At 59.9% G+C, this 17,740-nt stretch carries 14 protein-coding genes; 13 read left to right on the forward strand and 1 reads right to left on the reverse strand.

Annotated features, from left to right (window positions below):
- Positions 1-69: 69 nt before the first annotated feature.
- From BK662_RS00115 to trpE, 10 genes are all read left to right on the forward strand, one after another.
- Positions 70-2,463 carry a PAS domain-containing sensor histidine kinase gene (locus BK662_RS00115; RefSeq protein ID WP_123355719.1) on the forward strand — a complete coding sequence of 798 codons (2,394 nt, stop codon included), beginning with the start codon at positions 70-72 and terminating at the stop codon, positions 2,461-2,463.
- Between the two features lie 103 nt (positions 2,464-2,566).
- The gene (locus BK662_RS00120; RefSeq protein WP_003210977.1) at positions 2,567-3,196 is read left to right on the forward strand and encodes a response regulator; all 630 of its coding nucleotides are present in this window, start codon (positions 2,567-2,569) and stop codon (positions 3,194-3,196) included.
- A gap of 387 nt (positions 3,197-3,583) precedes the next feature.
- On the forward strand, positions 3,584-4,711 hold the full coding sequence (locus BK662_RS00130; protein ID WP_123355723.1) for an ABC transporter ATP-binding protein: 1,128 nt from the start codon (positions 3,584-3,586) through the stop codon (positions 4,709-4,711).
- Positions 4,712-5,019: 308 nt separating this feature from the next.
- Positions 5,020-6,063 carry an ABC transporter substrate-binding protein gene (locus BK662_RS00135; protein ID WP_123355725.1) on the forward strand — a complete coding sequence of 348 codons (1,044 nt, stop codon included), beginning with the start codon at positions 5,020-5,022 and terminating at the stop codon, positions 6,061-6,063.
- A 182-nt stretch (positions 6,064-6,245) separates the two neighbouring features.
- Positions 6,246-7,493, forward strand: a complete 1,248-nt coding sequence (locus BK662_RS00140; protein ID WP_123355727.1) for an ABC transporter permease — start codon at positions 6,246-6,248, stop codon at positions 7,491-7,493.
- Between the two features lie 12 nt (positions 7,494-7,505).
- On the forward strand, positions 7,506-8,330 hold the full coding sequence (locus BK662_RS00145; RefSeq protein ID WP_123355729.1) for an ABC transporter permease: 825 nt from the start codon (positions 7,506-7,508) through the stop codon (positions 8,328-8,330).
- A gap of 222 nt (positions 8,331-8,552) precedes the next feature.
- Positions 8,553-9,701 (forward strand): iron-containing alcohol dehydrogenase, encoded by a 1,149-nt coding sequence (locus BK662_RS00155; RefSeq protein WP_123355731.1) that lies wholly within the window; start codon positions 8,553-8,555, stop codon positions 9,699-9,701.
- 86 nt (positions 9,702-9,787) lie between these two features.
- Positions 9,788-10,462 (forward strand): ribulose-phosphate 3-epimerase, encoded by a 675-nt coding sequence (gene rpe / locus BK662_RS00160; RefSeq protein ID WP_007906892.1) that lies wholly within the window; start codon positions 9,788-9,790, stop codon positions 10,460-10,462.
- Positions 10,459-11,277: a phosphoglycolate phosphatase gene (locus tag BK662_RS00165; protein WP_123355733.1), complete on the forward strand. Its 819-nt coding sequence runs from the start codon at positions 10,459-10,461 to the stop codon at positions 11,275-11,277. Before rpe ends, BK662_RS00165 begins: the two co-directional genes overlap by 4 nt.
- 70 nt (positions 11,278-11,347) lie before the next feature.
- Positions 11,348-12,829: an anthranilate synthase component I gene (gene trpE / locus BK662_RS00170; RefSeq protein ID WP_123355735.1), complete on the forward strand. Its 1,482-nt coding sequence runs from the start codon at positions 11,348-11,350 to the stop codon at positions 12,827-12,829.
- Between the two features lie 98 nt (positions 12,830-12,927).
- On the opposite strand, the gene estP is transcribed toward trpE, so the two are convergent.
- Positions 12,928-14,838: an esterase EstP gene (gene estP / locus BK662_RS00175; protein WP_123355737.1), complete on the reverse strand. Its 1,911-nt coding sequence runs from the start codon at positions 14,836-14,838 to the stop codon at positions 12,928-12,930.
- 410 nt (positions 14,839-15,248) lie between these two features.
- Between estP and BK662_RS00180 the strand changes: the two genes are divergently transcribed.
- The 3 genes from BK662_RS00180 to trpC are packed head-to-tail and all read left to right on the forward strand — an operon-like array spanning position 15,249 to position 17,735.
- On the forward strand, positions 15,249-15,842 hold the full coding sequence (locus BK662_RS00180; RefSeq protein WP_123355739.1) for an aminodeoxychorismate/anthranilate synthase component II: 594 nt from the start codon (positions 15,249-15,251) through the stop codon (positions 15,840-15,842).
- Positions 15,843-15,852: 10 nt separating this feature from the next.
- The gene (gene trpD, locus BK662_RS00185) at positions 15,853-16,902 is read left to right on the forward strand and encodes an anthranilate phosphoribosyltransferase (RefSeq protein WP_007906883.1); all 1,050 of its coding nucleotides are present in this window, start codon (positions 15,853-15,855) and stop codon (positions 16,900-16,902) included.
- Positions 16,899-17,735, forward strand: coding sequence for an indole-3-glycerol phosphate synthase TrpC (trpC, locus tag BK662_RS00190; RefSeq protein ID WP_123355741.1), 837 nt, complete (start codon positions 16,899-16,901; stop codon positions 17,733-17,735). Before trpD ends, trpC begins: the two co-directional genes overlap by 4 nt.
- The last annotated feature ends 5 nt before the right edge of the window (positions 17,736-17,740 follow it).

Consider the following 17,740-nt stretch of genomic DNA (forward strand, 5'->3'; position numbering starts at 1 on the left):
TATTCCAGGCCAGAAGTTAATCCGGCAGCCTAATGGGTTGGTCAGTATTTGTCAGTGTGTGAGACTTCGATGATGCATTTTCGCTGCCTGTGGGTTATCGGCTGTTTGTGGTTTCCCTTGATGGGCTGGGCGGCGCCCGCGCCACCGGCGCACGTCGTGCAACTGTCGCCGGCGCAACAGCAATGGCTGGTTCAGCATGGCGAGTTGCGGGTCGGGGTGGTGCTGCAAACGCCCTATGCCCAATACGATCGCCGCTTGCAGCGCCTGTCCGGGGTTAACGTCGAGCTGATGAAGTGGCTGGCCAAGGCCCTCAAGATCGAACTGAGCTGGCGCAATTATCCTGATCTTGCGCAACTGGAAGCCGCGGCGCGTGAAGGCGACATCGATATCGCGCCAGGGCTGACGCAAACCCCCGCGGGTTTACGGCTCTGGCAATTTTCCGACCCTTACATGCGGGTGCCGCAACTGGTGGTCAGCGACCAGAAGAGCACCGGTGCGGTCGAGCTGGAAAAGCTCGACAGCCAGACCCGCGTCGCCGTGCGCATGCCCAGCGTCACCGCCGATTATCTGCGCAGCACTTATCCCCATCTGAACCTGCAAGGCGTGCCTCTGGAGCGCCAGGCGTTGCAACTGTTGTTGAGTCAGCAGGCCGGTTACGCCGTGGTCGATGAAGCGCAGTTCGGGCGTCTGTCTGCCGAGCCCGAGTTCTCCGGGCTGGTTGTGGTGGGCGATATCGGTTTCCCGCAACTGCTGCGAGTGGCCACGCGCCGGGACTGGCCGGAGTTGGCCGGCATCGTCGAAAGTGCACTACGGGCGATCCCGGCCAAGGACCTCGAACAACTGCACGATCAATGGCTGCAACCCAAGTATCCACGGCTGTCCGAGTCGCCGGGTTTTTGGCAGAACCTCAGCCTGCTTTTGGTGGTGTTGCTGTTGAGCGGCATGGCCATTGTGTTTTGGCAACGTCGCCAACAACACAGTCTGGAGCAACGATTGCTGGCGGCGCGCGAAGACATTGCCCTGCGCGAGGCCAGCGAAGAGGCCTTGCGCCTCACGCAGTTTTCCATCGATCAGAGCACTGTCGGCATCCTCTGGGTCAACTGGGACAGCCATGTGCGCTATGCCAACCGAGCGGCCGAAACCATGCTCGGCTACCCGGCGGGCGGGATCATTGATCGGCCATTGATCGACTTCGAACCCGGTTTGCACATGGACCGCTGGCTGAGCCTGTGGAAACGCGCTCGGGCCAGTGACGAAGGGCCGCAGAGTTTCGAAACCAATTGCGTGCGAGCGGATGGCAGTATTCTGCCGGCGGATGTTTCGTTGAGCTTTTTGCGTTTTCGCGATGGCGAATACCTGGTGGTTTACCTCAATGATGTCACCGAACGTCGTCGCGCCCTGGCCGCGTTGCAGGAAAGCGAAGCGCGTCTGCAAGGGATCGCCGCCAACGTCCCCGGCCTGGTCTTTCGTCTGGAGCGCGCGCCGGTGACCGGGCAGATCGACTTTGCCTACATCAGTGAAGGCAGCGAGAGCCTGGTGGGGTACTCGCCGGCCACGTTGGCCCATCGGGACAAAGGCCTGCGCAGCCTGGTGCATCCGGATGACAAGGCCAGTTATCACCAGACTCAAGACCATGCACTGGACACCGACAGTGACTGGTCGTGGCAGGGTCGGATTCTGACCCGTCAGGGCGAGCAGCGCTGGGCCGAGATCAAGGCCATTACCCGCCGCCTCGAAGACGGCGCCTATGTCTGGGACGGGATTGTCTGGGACATCACCGAGAGCAAGCGTATCGAACTGGAACTGGCCAGTTCCCGTGCGCAATTGCGCGAGTTATCCGCCCACCTGGAGAGCGTACGGGAAGAGGAAAAGGCCCGCATCGCCCGGGAGGTTCACGACGAGTTGGGTCAGATGTTGACCGTATTGAAGCTGGAAACGTCCATGTGCGAATTGGCCTACGCCCAGCTCGATCCTGGCCTGCACGAGCGCTTGAACAGCATGAAGCGTTTGATCGCTCAATTGTTTCAACTGGTGCGCGATGTGGCCACGGCGCTACGGCCACCGATTCTCGATGCCGGGATCGCCTCGGCGATCGAGTGGCAGGCGCGGCGGTTCGAGGCGCGCACGCAGATCCCGTGCCTGGTGCAAGTGCCGGATAACTTGCCGGTGCTCAGCGATGCCAAGGCCATCGGGCTGTTCCGGATCCTTCAGGAAGCGCTGACCAATGTCATGCGCCACGCCCAGGCGCATACTGTTGAACTGACGCTGACCCTTGAGGGCGATGAACTCTGTCTGACTGTCAGCGATGATGGCGTAGGATTTGTCGCCGCTACTGGCAGGCCGACATCCTTTGGTGTGGTTGGCATGCGTGAGCGGGTGTTGATCATGGGCGGGCAGTTGTCGCTTGAGAGTGAGCCGGGGGAGGGCACGACCCTGAGTGTGCGAGTGCCGCTGGACCGCTAAAGATCGCAGCCTTCGGCAGCTCCTACGCCGAACGCGTATCCCTGTAGGAGCTGCCGAAGGCTGCGATCTTTTCGGCGACAAGGCAATTATTGAGGAGAGGCAAGTGATCCGTGTACTGGTAGCCGAAGACCACACCATCGTTCGCGAAGGCATCAAGCAATTGATCGGCCTGGCCAAGGACTTGCTGGTGGTAGGGGAGGCGAGCAATGGCGAGCAGTTACTCGAGACCTTGCGCCATGTTCCCTGCGAAGTGGTGTTGCTGGATATCTCCATGCCCGGGGTCAACGGCCTGGAAGCGATCCCGCGGATTCGCGCGCTGAACAATCCCCCGGCGATTCTGGTGTTGTCGATGCACGACGAAGCGCAAATGGCCGCACGGGCGTTAAAGGTTGGCGCTGCAGGCTATGCGACCAAGGACAGTGATCCGGCATTGCTGCTAACGGCAATCCGCAAGGTCGCGGCGGGCGGGCGATACATCGACCCGGACCTGGCCGACCGCATGGTCTTCGAAGTCGGCCTGACTGATTCGCGACCGTTGCACTCGTTGCTGTCGGAGCGTGAGTTCTCGGTATTCGAACGCCTGGCCCAAGGCGCCAACGTCAACGACATCGCCCAACAACTGGCCCTGAGCAGCAAAACCATCAGCACCCACAAGGCGCGGCTGATGCAGAAACTCAACATCACCTCCCTGGCCGAACTGGTGAAGTACGCGATGGAACACAAACTCCTCTGACACACCCAATCCCACTGATTCACTGCAATCCAATGTGGGTGCGGGCTTGCTCGCGAAGGCGGGCTACCTGTCGATACGTGCGTTGAATGACACACCGCCATCGCGAGCAAGCCCGCTCCCACAGGGAATCTCCGTTGAACATCCAATCGTGGGCATATCCAATAACGACACCCTTTACGCATAGCTTTTTGCCTGTTTTTGTGGCTTGCAGCTCACCGCCTGTCGTGATCCCGAATCGACATATCCATCCCCGCCATCCTTGTAGGGCAATCCCTACCCCCAACCTTCCATCCGGCTGAGGCGATTCTCTCCTGCGCCCCGATTTGCGCGGCTCCCAGCGTCCACTAGGCTTAGTCCACAGCAGTCATCAATAACAAAGGTGTGGGTATGAGCCAGGTTGATTCAAGCGCAGGGGCCAGCGATATTCTGGTCAGCTTTCGTGGAGTGCAAAAGAGCTACGACGGCGAGAACCTGATCGTCAAAGACCTCAACCTGGATATTCGCAAAGGCGAATTCCTCACCTTGCTCGGGCCGTCCGGCTCTGGCAAGACCACCAGTCTGATGATGCTCGCCGGTTTCGAAACGCCGACCGCCGGGGAGATTCAACTGGCCGGGCGTTCCATCAACAACGTGCCACCGCATAAACGCGACATCGGCATGGTGTTCCAGAACTACGCATTGTTTCCGCACATGACGGTCGCCGAGAACCTGGCGTTCCCGCTGACAGTGCGCGGTTTGAACAAGAGCGATGTCAGTGACCGGGTCAAACGTGTTTTGAGCATGGTTCAGCTAGACACTTTCGCCCAGCGTTATCCGGCACAACTGTCCGGCGGCCAGCAGCAGCGTGTGGCCCTGGCTCGCGCCTTGGTGTTCGAACCGCAACTGGTACTGATGGATGAACCCCTCGGCGCACTGGACAAACAACTGCGCGAACACATGCAGATGGAAATCAAACACCTGCACCAGCGCCTCGGCGTGACTGTGGTTTACGTGACCCACGACCAGGGTGAAGCCCTGACCATGTCTGACCGCGTCGCCGTGTTCCACCAGGGCGAAATCCAGCAGATCGCGCCACCGCGCACACTCTACGAAGAACCTAAAAATACCTTCGTCGCCAACTTCATCGGCGAGAACAACCGCCTCAACGGCCGCTTGCACAGTCACACCGGCGATCGTTGTGTGGTCGAGCTCGGTCGCGGCGAAAAGGTCGAAGCACTCGCAGTCAATGTCGGCAAGACCGGCGAACCCGTCACGCTGTCGATTCGCCCGGAGCGCGTGAGCCTCAATGGTTCGAGCGAGTCCTGCGTCAACCGCTTCTCAGGGAGGGTGGCGGAATTCATCTATCTGGGCGACCACGTCCGGGTTCGCCTGGAAGTCTGCGGCAAGACCGACTTCTTTGTGAAACAACCGATTGCCGAGCTCGATCCCGCGCTCGCCGTCGGCGATGTGGTACCGCTTGGCTGGCAGGTCGAACACGTTCGCGCGCTCGACCCACTAGGGGGCGTTCTCAATTAGTTTCCACACCGCGCCGGGTCTGCTGTTGTGCAGGGCAAGGCGCGAGAAGCGTGGTTTGGTCATTCCAAATAAGCTTCGAGCAACGCAGCCCTGCACAACAGCAGGCCCGGCCCTTCGGGTTGTGCCTTAAAGCGGGCCAGGCTGCGTTGCAGGCCTTGGAAAGGGAACAACCATTCCCGGCGGCCTGCGCCTTGCCTGGCCCGCTTTAAGGCGACAACGCGGCGGGGAAACTAATTGAGAACGCCCCCGGAGGCGCATTGATCGCCCCCTGCTTCACCAACACTAACCCTGCAGTTGGAGAACAATAAATGTTGAGATCCCTGAAATTCACCGCCCTGGTCGTGGGCATGATGGGTGCGGCACACGCGATGGCGGCGGGCCCGGACCTGACCGTGGTGTCCTTTGGCGGGGCGAACAAGGCGGCGCAGGCCAAAGCCTTCTACGCACCGTGGGAAGCGGCGGGCAACGGCAAAATCGTCGCTGGCGAATACAACGGTGAGATGGCCAAGGTCAAAGCCATGGTCGACACCAAGAGCGTGTCCTGGGACCTGGTGGAAGTTGAATCGCCAGAACTGTCCCGTGGTTGCGACGAAGACATGTTCGAGCAACTCGACCCTGCGCTGTTCGGCAAGACCGAAGACTACGTCAAAGGCGCTATCCAGCCGTGCGGCGTGGGCTTCTTCGTGTGGTCGACCGTGCTGGCCTACAACGCCGACAAACTGAAAACCGCTCCGACCAGCTGGGTGGATTTCTGGGACACCAAGAAATTCCCGGGCAAACGCGGCCTGCGTAAAGGCGCCAAGTACACCTTGGAATTCGCCTTGATGGCCGATGGTGTTGCACCGAAAGACGTCTACAAAGTGCTGGCCGGCAAAGATGGTCAGGATCGCGCGTTCAAGAAACTTGATGAGCTCAAGCCAAGCATTCAGTGGTGGGAAGCCGGCGCGCAACCGCCGCAATACCTCGCCTCCGGTGACGTGGTCATGAGCTCGGCCTACAACGGCCGGATCGCGGCGGTACAGAAAGAAAGCAACCTGAAAGTGGTGTGGAACGGCGGTATCTACGACTTCGACGCATGGGCGATTCCAAAAGGCCTGGATAAAACCCGTGCTGAAGCGGCGAAGAAATTCATCGCGTTCTCGGTGCAACCGCAGCAGCAGAAGACCTATTCGGAAAACATCGCTTACGGCCCGGCCAACACCCAAGCCGTGCCATTGCTGGCCAAGGATGTTCTGAAGGATATGCCGACCACCCCGGAAAACATCGCCAACCAGGTGCAGATCGACGTCAGCTTCTGGGCTGACAACGGTGAGCAACTGGAGCAGCGCTTCAATTCCTGGGCTGCGAAGTAATCCTTCGCCTGTAGGAGCTGCCGAAGGCTGCGATCTTTTGACTTTGGCTTTTTTCAAGATCAAGAGATCGCAGCCTCGTTGCACTCGACAGCTCCTACAGGAGCGAGGCGTTTTTTGAGTATTGATGTAATGCGGCATCGCTGTGTGCGATGCCGCCCATCCAAAGATTTCCGGAGTACGCCATGGCTATCGCCGTTCCCGTGAACGCGGGCACTGACCCCACCTTGAAGCAGCGGCTCAAGCACGCCGAGCGGATCAACCGCTGGAAAGCACAAGCCTTGATCGCGCCGTTGGTGCTGTTTCTGTTGCTGGTGTTCCTGGTGCCGATCGTGGCGCTGCTCTACAAAAGCGTCGGTAACCCGGAAGTGGTCGGCGTCATGCCGCGCACCGTGGCCGCCATCGCCAGTTGGGATGGCCGAGGCCTGCCGGCAGAGCCTGTATACAAGGCGGCCAGCGAAGACCTCGCCGAAGCCCGCAAGAATCAGACCTTGGGCGACTTGTCCAAGCGCTTGAACATGGAGTTGGCCGGCTACCGCAGCCTGCTGACCAAAACCGCACGCGCCTTGCCGTTCGCCACTGAGCCGGCTTCTTATAAAGAAGCGCTGGAAGGCCTCGACGAGCGCTGGGGCGACCCGGCCTATTGGCAGGTCGTGCGCCGCAACACCAGTGGCGTGACACCTTATTACCTGCTGGCCGCTGTCGATCACCGTATCGACGACCTCGGCGAACTGGCCCCGGCCACCCCCGATCAAGCGATCTACCTCGATATCTTCGCCCGGACCTTCTGGATGGGCCTGATCATCACCGTGATTTGCCTGGTGCTGGCTTATCCGTTGGCCTACCTGTTGGCGAACCTGCCATCTCGGCAAAGCAACCTGTTGATGATTCTGGTGCTGCTGCCATTCTGGACCTCGATTCTGGTGCGAGTCGCCGCGTGGATCGTGCTGCTGCAATCGGGCGGCCTCATCAACAGCGGTCTGATGGCCATGGGGATTATCGATAAGCCGCTGGAGCTGGTGTTCAACCGCACCGGGGTTTACATCTCGATGGTGCATATCCTGCTGCCATTTATGATTCTGCCGATCTACAGCGTAATGAAAGGCATCTCGCCGACGTACATGCGTGCGGCGATTTCCCTCGGCTGCCACCCGTTCGCCAGTTTCTGGCGGGTGTATTTCCCGCAGACCTATGCCGGTGTCGGTGCCGGTTGCCTGTTGGTGTTCATCCTCGCCATCGGCTACTACATCACCCCGGCGTTGCTGGGCAGCCCGAACGATCAGATGGTCAGTTATTTCGTCGCCTTCTACACCAACACCAGCATCAACTGGGGCATGGCGACCGCACTCGGTGGGCTGTTGCTGCTGGCGACCGTGGTGCTTTATCTGATTTACAGCTGGCTGGTGGGCGCCAGTCGCCTGCGCCTGAGCTAAGGGGAGAATGAAATGCTGAGTCCTTATATGTCGCCCATCGAACGGGTGTGGTTCTACGGTTTGCGCATTCTCTGCGGGCTGGTCCTGTTGTTCCTGATCCTGCCGGTGCTGGTGATCATTCCGCTGTCGTTCAATTCGGGGAGTTTTCTGGTCTATCCGCTGCAAGGCTTCTCGCTGCACTGGTACCAGGACTTTTTTGCTTCGGCGGAATGGATGCGTTCGTTGAAGAACAGCATGATCGTGGCCCCGGCAGCGACGGTACTGGCAATGATCTTCGGCACGCTGGCGGCGATCGGCCTGACCCGGGGTGATTTCCCGGGTAAACCGCTGGTGATGGCGCTGGTGATTTCGCCGATGGTGGTGCCGGTAGTGATTATTGGTGTGGCCAGTTACCTGACCTTTGCCCCACTGGGATTTGGCAACAGCTACATCTCGCTGATCGTCGTGCATGCCGTCTTGGGTGTGCCGTTTGTGATCATTACGGTATCGGCGACCTTGCAGGGGTTTAACCAGAACCTGGTACGGGCCGCTGCAAGCCTGGGGGCTTCGCCGCTGACCGCGTTTCGTCGGGTGACATTGCCGTTGATTGCGCCGGGGGTGATTTCCGGTGCGCTGTTTGCTTTCGCCACCTCATTCGATGAAGTGGTGGTGACGCTGTTCCTCGCCGGTCCAGAACAAGCGACCTTGCCTCGACAAATGTTCAGCGGCATTCGCGAGAACCTCAGCCCGACGATTGCCGCTGCCGCGACGCTGTTGATCGCGTTCTCGGTGATCCTGTTGCTGACCCTGGAGTGGTTGCGCGGGCGCAGCGAAAAATTGCGCACCGCGCAGGTCTGAAATTACACACAGCTCAAAATGTGGGAGCGGGCTTGCTCGCGAAGGCGGTGGAACATTCGACATACACGTCGGCTGACACTCCGCTTTCGCGAGCAAGCCCGCTCCCACAGGTGTTTTGTGTGGTTTTCAGAATCGGCGGTCATTCACGAACTTAATAGCAGACAAACCCCAATCCCCAGCTACTCTTGTGCCCAGCTCCCCTATCTATAAGAGGCTGCGCACATGAGTCTTTCCTCTTTCAAAATCGCTCACAAACTGATCACCGGCGCAGGTGCCATCGAGCAACTGGCGGCCGAACTCATACGCCTGGACATCGATAACCCGCTGATCGTCACCGACGCCGCACTGGTCAAGTCCGGCACGGTAGAGCTGGCACTGGCGCAGCTGGGCGAGCGCAGTTACGAGATTTTCGACCGGGTGTTGCCGGACCCGGAAATCGCCATCGTCGAAGATTGCATGCGGGTTTACCGTGAAGGCGGGCATGACGGACTGATCGGCCTTGGTGGCGGCAGTGCAATCGACATCGCCAAGAGTGTTGCAGCCTATGCCGGTTACCATGGTGCCCTGGAGGATTTGTTCGGCATCGATCAGGTGCCGCGCAAAGGCCCGCCGCTGATTGCCATCCCGACCACTGCCGGCACCGGTTCGGAAGTGACTAACGTGGCCATCCTCTCCGACAAGGTCGCGCAGCTGAAGAAGGGCATTATCAGCGATTACCTGTTGCCGGACGTGGCGCTGGTCAGCCCGCAAATGACCCTGACCTGCCCGCGCAGTGTCACCGCTGCCAGTGGCGTCGATGCGCTGGTGCATGCCATCGAGTCCTACCTGTCGCTCAATGCCTCGCCAATCACCGACGCCCTGGCCATTGGCGCGATCAAGCTGATTACCAAGGCGCTACCCAAGGCCTACGCCAATCCATCCCATCTGCAAGCCCGCGAAGACATGGCCACCGCCAGCCTGATGGCCGGCATGGCGTTCGGCAATGCCGGGGTCGGCGCGGTGCATGCGTTGGCGTATCCGCTGGGTGGGCGTTTCAACATTGCCCATGGCGTGAGCAACGCCTTGCTGCTGCCGTATGTCATGACCTGGAACAAGATGGCTTGCGTGGAGCGTATGCAGGATATTGCCCAGGCCATGGGGGTGAAGACTGCTCATCTGAGCGCGAACGAAGCGGCGGACAAAGCCGTGGAGGCGATGACCGAGCTGTGCGCCGCGGTGGAAATCCCGCTGGGCCTGCGCAGTTTCGGGGTGCCCGAGGACGCGATCCCGGCCATGGCCGTGGAAGCCGCCGGCATCGAGCGCCTGATGCGCAACAATCCGCGCAAGCTGAGCGCCGGCGATATCGAGAAGATCTACCGAGCGGCCTATTAGTACCCAATCATCGCAGCACGGTGCGCGCGTCAAAGCATGAGGTATACAATGCGCGCCATCGTGATTCTGCTCAAAAAAGGTGCGTCATGCAGCCCTTCGTCATTGCTCCGTCGATTCTCTCCGCCGACTTCGCCCGCCTGGGCGAGGAAGTGGACAACGTCCTGGCCGCCGGCGCCGACTTCGTGCACTTCGATGTCATGGACAACCACTACGTGCCCAACCTGACCATCGGCCCGATGGTCTGCGCCGCGCTGCGCAAGTACGGCGTGACTGCGCCGATTGATGCGCACCTGATGGTCAGCCCGGTGGACCGCATCGTCGGTGACTTCATCGAGGCCGGTGCGACCTACATTACTTTCCACCCGGAAGCCACGCAGCACGTCGACCGTTCCCTGCAACTGATCCGCGAAGGCGGCTGCAAGGCGGGCCTGGTGTTCAACCCGGCGACCCCGCTGGACGTGCTCAAGTACGTGATGGACAAGGTCGACATGATCCTCCTGATGAGCGTCAACCCGGGTTTCGGCGGGCAGAAGTTCATTCCTGGTACCCTCGACAAGCTGCGTGAAGCGCGGGCACTGATCGATGCCTCCGGTCGTGACATTCGCCTGGAAATCGACGGCGGCGTGAACGTGAACAACATTCGCGAAATCGCTGCTGCTGGCGCCGACACCTTCGTCGCCGGTTCGGCGATCTTCAATGCGCCGAACTACCAGGAAGTGATTGAAAAAATGCGCTCCGAACTGGCGCTGGCTCGCCCATGAGTGGTTTTGAGCAGCTGTTCCCCGGGCGTCTGCCGCGGCTGGTGATGTTCGATCTGGATGGCACGCTGGTCGATTCGGTCCCTGATCTCGCGGCGGCTGTGGATAACATGCTGCTCAAACTCGGGCGTCAACCTGCCGGTATCGAACCGGTGCGCGAGTGGGTTGGCAACGGCGTACACATGCTGGTACGCCGGGCCTTGGCCAACCACATCGACGGCGAGGGTGTCGATGAGGCCGAGGCCGAGCATGCCCTGGAATTGTTCAACGGCTTTTATGAGGACGGTCACGATCTGACGGTGGTTTACCCCGGCGTGCGTGACACCCTCAAGTGGCTGAATAAACAAGGCATCGAAATGGCGCTGATCACCAACAAACCGGAGCGCTTTGTCGCACCGCTGCTGGATCAGATGAAGATCGGCCGTTACTTCAAATGGATCATCGGTGGCGACACCCTGCCGAATAAAAAACCTGACCCGGCCGCGCTGTTTTTCGTGATGAAAATGGCCAACATTCCGGCGTCGCAATCGTTGTTCGTCGGCGACTCGCGCAGCGATGTGCTGGCGGCGAAAGCGGCGGGGGTCAAATGCGTGGCCCTCAGTTATGGCTATAACCACGGTCGGCCGATTGCCGAAGAATTGCCGGCGCTGGTGATCGATGATCTGCGCAAACTAATTCCCGGTTGCCTGGATCCGGCCGCTGAGATAACGTTGCCCGACGCTGCTCAACCCCCTTCTGGAAACGCCATCGTGGTGGTCACCCGCAAACTCTGGATGAAAGTCATCAAGGCCCTGGCCCGTTGGCGTTGGCGCGCCTGACTTGTTCCTGGCCGGCGTACCGGCGCGTTTGCACACCTGACCGTTAGACCCTCAAGCCACGAGGCACCTCATGATCCGCGAAGAATTCCTGCGTTTGGCCGCTGCCGGCTACAACCGCATCCCGCTTGCCTGCGAAACCCTGGCCGACTTCGACACGCCGCTGTCGATCTACCTGAAACTGGCCGACGAGCCCAACTCCTACCTGCTGGAGTCGGTGCAGGGCGGCGAGAAATGGGGCCGTTATTCGATCATCGGCCTGCCATGCCGCACCGTGCTGCGGGTTCATGATCACCACGTCAGCGTGACCCACGACGGCGTCGAGATCGAAAGTCACGACGTTGAAGACCCGTTGGCCTTCGTCGAAGCCTTCAAGGCGCGCTATAACGTGCCGACCATCGCTGGTCTGCCACGTTTCAATGGCGGTCTGGTGGGGTACTTCGGTTATGACTGCGTGCGTTATGTGGAGAAGCGTCTGGGCAAGTGCCCGAACCCGGATCCCCTGGGCGTACCGGACATTCTGCTGATGGTGTCTGACGCGGTGGTGGTGTTCGACAACCTGGCCGGCAAGATGCACGCGATTGTCCTGGCCGATCCGTCGCAGGAAGATGCCTTCGAGCAAGGTCAGGCGCGTCTGCAAACGCTGATGGAACAACTCCGTCAGCCCATCACTCCGCGCCGTGGCCTGGACTTCAGCAAGCAGCAATCGGCTGATCCGGTATTCCGCTCGAGCTTCACCCAGAACGATTACGAAAAAGCCGTCGACACCATCAAGGAATATATCCTGGCCGGTGACTGCATGCAGGTCGTGCCGTCCCAGCGCATGTCGATCGACTTCAAGGCTGCGCCTATCGACCTGTACCGGGCGCTGCGCTGCTTCAACCCGACGCCCTACATGTACTTCTTCAACTTTGGCGACTTCCACGTCGTCGGCAGTTCGCCGGAAGTGTTGGTGCGGGTCGAAGACAACCTGATCACCGTGCGCCCGATTGCCGGCACCCGTCCGCGAGGCGCCAACGAAGAGGCTGATCTGGCGCTGGAAAAAGACCTGCTGTCGGACGACAAGGAAATCGCCGAGCATTTGATGCTGATCGATCTGGGGCGCAACGACACTGGTCGCGTTTCGGAGATCGGTTCGGTGAAACTCACCGAGAAGATGGTGATCGAGCGTTACTCCAACGTGATGCACATCGTGTCCAACGTTACCGGCCAATTGAAGGCCGGGCTGACAGCCATGGACGCTCTGCGGGCGATCCTGCCGGCCGGCACCTTGTCGGGCGCGCCGAAGATTCGCGCGATGGAAATCATCGACGAGCTGGAGCCGGTCAAGCGTGGCGTCTACGGCGGCGCGGTCGGTTACTTCGCCTGGAACGGCAACATGGACACGGCGATTGCGATCCGCACCGCAGTGATCAAGAACGGCGAGCTGCATGTGCAGGCTGGCGGCGGCATCGTCGCTGATTCGGTACCGGCGCTGGAATGGGAAGAAACCCTGAACAAACGTCGCGCCATGTTCCGTGCCGTGGCCCTGGCCGAGCAGACGCCGGACAACTAAGTACGCAAAACCTGTGGGCGCGGGCTTTTGCACAATAAGTGCTCACCATAAAAAAACGCGGCACCTGTGAGGGCGCCGCGTTTTTTATTGCCCGGGATTTAGAAGTCCAACGCTACCCCAACGTTAATACCTTGCTGGGTAAAGTCATCATCCTTGCGGATATCGTAGCTGGCGCGCAACGCCAGGTCCTTGGTGAGGTTGTGGCTCACGCCCAGGTTCAAACGGTTCAGGTTGGTCTGCGGAGTGTAGCCGGCCAGGGTGTAGCGGTTGTTCGGCAGACTGTTGAGGTTCATGGTCACGTCCTGGGTGTCGTCGTTGTACTCACGTTCGTGAGCCAGTTCGCCAAACACCTGGGTCTGCGGGGTGATCTGGTACTTGCCCTGAATCCCGAGACCCAGGCGCCGAGAGATGCGCGACTGGTCATCGAAGGTCAGCGCGGTGGAGTCAGCGCCATTTTCTGAGTACCCGTCGACTTCTACCTTGGCGAAATCAGCGCTGACGAACGGTGACAGGTGCCAAGGGCTGGTTGCTTCTGGTGCGATGTCGTAACCCACCCGGCCGCTGAAGGCCAGTACATAACCGTCGGTATCGCCTTTCTCCCCTCGCTCGTTGACCCCCAGTTGGAATTTGCGTTTGAGGCTGTCGTAGTCCAGATGCCCGGCCGTCAGTGCCGCGTCACCCCACCAGCGGTTCTTCTGGTACTGGGCGAAAGCCGTACCCATGTACGTGTTGAGCTTGTAGTCCGAATCGTTATCACCGGCTTCGAGTTTCTGGTTGTAGAAGCCAGCCGCCAGGCCAAGACGCCACGCTTCATTCAGCCGGTAGCTGCCACCGACGTTCAGGTTGTAGCCATTGCCGTCAGCACTGGCGCCGCTGCGCTGACTGTCGAAATCCTGATGCTGGCCACCGCCGGCGACAATCGCCCGCCATTGACCCACGCCTTGCCAGTTTTCCCAATCGGCCAGCCACTGGTTGCGCAATTCATCCTGATGCGCACGCAGAGTGCCCTGAGCCATTTCCGGCAGGAGGGTCGCTTCCCATGGCGCGGCCAGCAGCGAGTAGGCGTAATCGGCAATCAGGCGTTGCCCGGCTTCGGTCGGGTGTACCGAGTCGTTGTAGATCAGTTTGGTCGGGTCCGGGGTGGCACTGTTGATCCCGTAGCGGCTGTTCTCGGTGCAACTGTTGCCGCTGAAGCAGGTGGCGCTCAGGTTCTGGTCGGCGGCCAGACCGAATTGCGTCGGGTTGGCGAATGTTTCTTTGAGCAGCACCGGAATGTTCAGCGGAATGACGTTGGCATTAACGCTTTGCAGCTGGCTCACCAGTTCGCTGTTGAACTGGTTGCTGAGCTGGGAGGTGAACGCTTGCAGAGACGTGCCGTTGAAAGCCGGGGTAAAGCCGATGTCCGGCAGCAACCAGACCATGATGTAGCGGGCACCGGCCTGTTGCAGGGTTTGCACGCTGCTGGCCAGGCGATCGGCGGCGGCGCTGGCCTGGGGCAGACTGGTCACGCGACCTTGAAGGAAGTCGTTACCACCGCCCGAGAGGTAATACAGTGCGTTCGGGTCGGCGCGGAAGTTGTTCGACGGCAGATAGCCTGCGCGTGTGCGTTCGCCGGTGGCGGAGGTGCCGGTGATCGAGTCGAGAATCTGGTCGGTGCGATAACCGCCAACCGCCCAGTTGTTGCCATCGGGCAAGCCTTCGTTGGCGCGTACCGCCGAGGAAGAAGACGCCGTCTGGTCCGGTGAGAACCCCAGTCTCCCGCCGAGAATTTGCGTGGCATTGAGCGAGCGTACTTCACCGCTGCCGTCCAGGTAGGCCGGGCCGGTACGATTGGTGAAACGCTGGGTCGCCCCGGCAGGCCCGCCGGTATCGGTGAAGGTCCCGGCATCGCTGAGGCTGTCGCCGAAGACGACGAAATTCGAATAAGGGTTGGGCGCGGCGATCGCCTGGGCACAGGCAGCAGCGAGCAGGCATCCGGCGAGCGGTACAAACAACGTCTGTTTGATCATGAGCAAGTCCGTTTATTTATTGTTGTAGTGAACGAAACGACAGTACCAAAAACTTCCGGCCTTTTGCCATCTGTCGTGAACCCTTCGATTGTTTCGCCAGCTGTCGCCCCGGCCATATTGCACGCTCTGCCCAGCTAAGTTACTGTGCCGAGACGTATGAATGAGACCTTCCCCCGTGTTGATCGTCAGCAAACTCCTGGATCAAGTCATCAAGGCACACGCCCGTTGGCGTTGGCGCGCCTGAATCTTTTCTGCCGGCCTGGCCGGACCTGTACCGCTTTGCCTTCTTTACCTGTATGAAATGCCGCTTTGCTGGCGCCACTCCAGCCCCTGACAAAGCGCAGCGCACTGCGGGTAAATCATTCGAAGGCTGTATTAAAAGTCAGTGAATTCAAGAGGTTCTTCACGCCATGTTGCTGATGATCGATAACTACGACTCTTTTACTTACAACGTTGTGCAATACCTTGGCGAGCTGGGCTCCGAGGTCAAAGTCGTGCGCAACGATGAACTCACCATTGCCGAAATCGAAGCGCTCAAGCCTGAGCGCATTGTCGTGTCTCCCGGTCCTTGCACCCCGACCGAAGCCGGTATTTCCATTGAGGCAATCAGGCACTTCGCCGGCAAGTTGCCGATTCTCGGCGTTTGCCTGGGTCACCAGTCCATCGGCCAGGCCTTTGGTGGCGATGTGGTCCGTGCCCGTCAAGTCATGCACGGTAAGACTAGCCCGGTATTCCACGAGGACAAGGGCGTCTTCGAAGGTCTGAATCACCCGCTGACGGTTACCCGCTACCACTCGCTGATCGTCAAGCGCGAAACCCTGCCCGATTGCCTGGAACTGACCGCCTGGACCCAGCTCGAAGACGGCTCGGTCGACGAGATCATGGGCCTGCGCCACAAGACGCTGAACATCGAAGGTGTGCAATTCCACCCTGAGTCTATCCTCACCGAACAGGGCCACGAGCTGTTCGCCAACTTCCTCAAACAAACCGGCGGCACGCGCTAAGGACTTTCTCATGGATATCAAGACAGCCCTGAGCCGTATCGTCGGCCACCTCGACCTCAGTACCGATGAGATGCGCGATGTCATGCGCGAAATCATGACCGGGCAATGCACGGATGCGCAGATCGGCGCGTTCATGATGGCCATGCGCATGAAGAGCGAAAGCATCGACGAGATCGTCGGCGCCGTGACGGCGATGCGCGAGTTGGCGGACAAGGTTGAACTCAATACCCTCGACGGCGTGGTCGATGTGGTCGGCACCGGCGGCGACGGTGCGAACATTTTCAACGTCTCCACCGCGTCATCGTTTGTCGTCGCCGCGGCCGGTTGCACCGTAGCCAAGCACGGTAACCGTGCGGTGTCGGGCAAAAGCGGCAGCGCTGACTTGCTGGAAGCGGCCGGTATCTACCTGAACTTGACCCCGGTCCAGGTGGCACGCTGCATCGACAATGTTGGCATCGGTTTCATGTTTGCCCAGACTCACCATAGCGCCATGAAGCACGCCGCCGGCCCACGCCGCGAGCTGGGTTTGCGCACGCTGTTCAACATGCTCGGCCCGCTTACGAATCCGGCCGGTGTGAAACATCAGGTGGTGGGTGTGTTCAGTCAGGCGTTGTGCCGGCCATTGGCCGAAGTTTTGCAACGTCTGGGCAGTAAACACGTGCTGGTGGTGCATTCGAAGGATGGCCTGGACGAGTTCAGTCTGGCGGCACCGACCTTTGTGGCGGAATTGAAGAATGACCAGATCACCGAGTATTGGGTCGAACCCGAAGACCTGGGGATGAAGAGTCAGAGCCTGCACGGTCTGGCGGTGGAAAGCCCGGCGGCCTCCCTTGAGCTGATTCGCGATGCCTTGGGCAAGCGCAAGACCGAGAACGGCCAGAAAGCCGCCGAGATGATCGTGCTCAATGCCGGTGCCGCGCTGTACGCCGCCGACCATGCCAGCAGTTTGAAAGAAGGCGTTGCCCTGGCGCACGATGCGCTGCACACAGGCCTCGCTCGGGAGAAACTTGAGGAATTGGGTGCATTTACCGCGGTATTCAAAGTGGAGAATGAGGGATGAGTGTACCGACGGTTCTGGAAAATATTCTGGCCCGCAAAGTTCAGGAAGTCGCCGAGCGTAGCGCTCGTGTGAGTCTGGCGGAGCTGGAAAATCTGGCCAAGGCGGCCGATGCACCCCGTGGTTTTGCCAAGGCATTGATCGATCAGGCCAAGACGAAGCAGCCGGCGGTCATTGCTGAAATCAAGAAGGCTTCGCCAAGCAAAGGCGTGATTCGCGAGAACTTCGTGCCTGCGGATATTGCCAGAAGTTACGAAAAGGGCGGGGCCACTTGCCTGTCGGTGCTCACCGACATCGATTACTTCCAAGGCGCCGATGCGTATCTGCAGCAGGCTCGGGCGGCGTGCAAATTGCCGGTGATCCGCAAGGACTTCATGATCGATCCTTACCAGATCGTCGAATCCCGGGCTCTGGGCGCTGACTGCGTGCTGTTGATCGTCTCCGCACTGGACGACGTGAAGATGGCCGAGCTGGCGGCCGTGGCCAAAAGCGTCGGGCTTGATGTGCTGGTGGAAGTCCACGATGGCGACGAGCTGGAGCGGGCCTTGAAAACCCTCGACACGCCGCTGGTGGGCGTGAACAACCGCAACCTGCACACCTTCGACGTCAATCTGGAAACCACCCTAGACCTGTTGCCGCGTATCCCGCGTGATCGTCTGGTGATTACTGAAAGTGGCATTCTTAACCGGGCCGATGTCGAACTGATGGAAATCAGCGATGTGTATGCGTTCCTGGTCGGCGAAGCGTTCATGCGTGCTGAAAGCCCCGGTACCGAATTGCAGCGCCTGTTCTTTCCCGAGCGTGGCATTCCAGTGAGCGGTTCTACGCTCGACTGATTGAA

Source organism: Pseudomonas frederiksbergensis (genome assembly GCF_003732275.1).
GTDB lineage: Bacteria > Pseudomonadota > Gammaproteobacteria > Pseudomonadales > Pseudomonadaceae > Aquipseudomonas > Aquipseudomonas frederiksbergensis_H.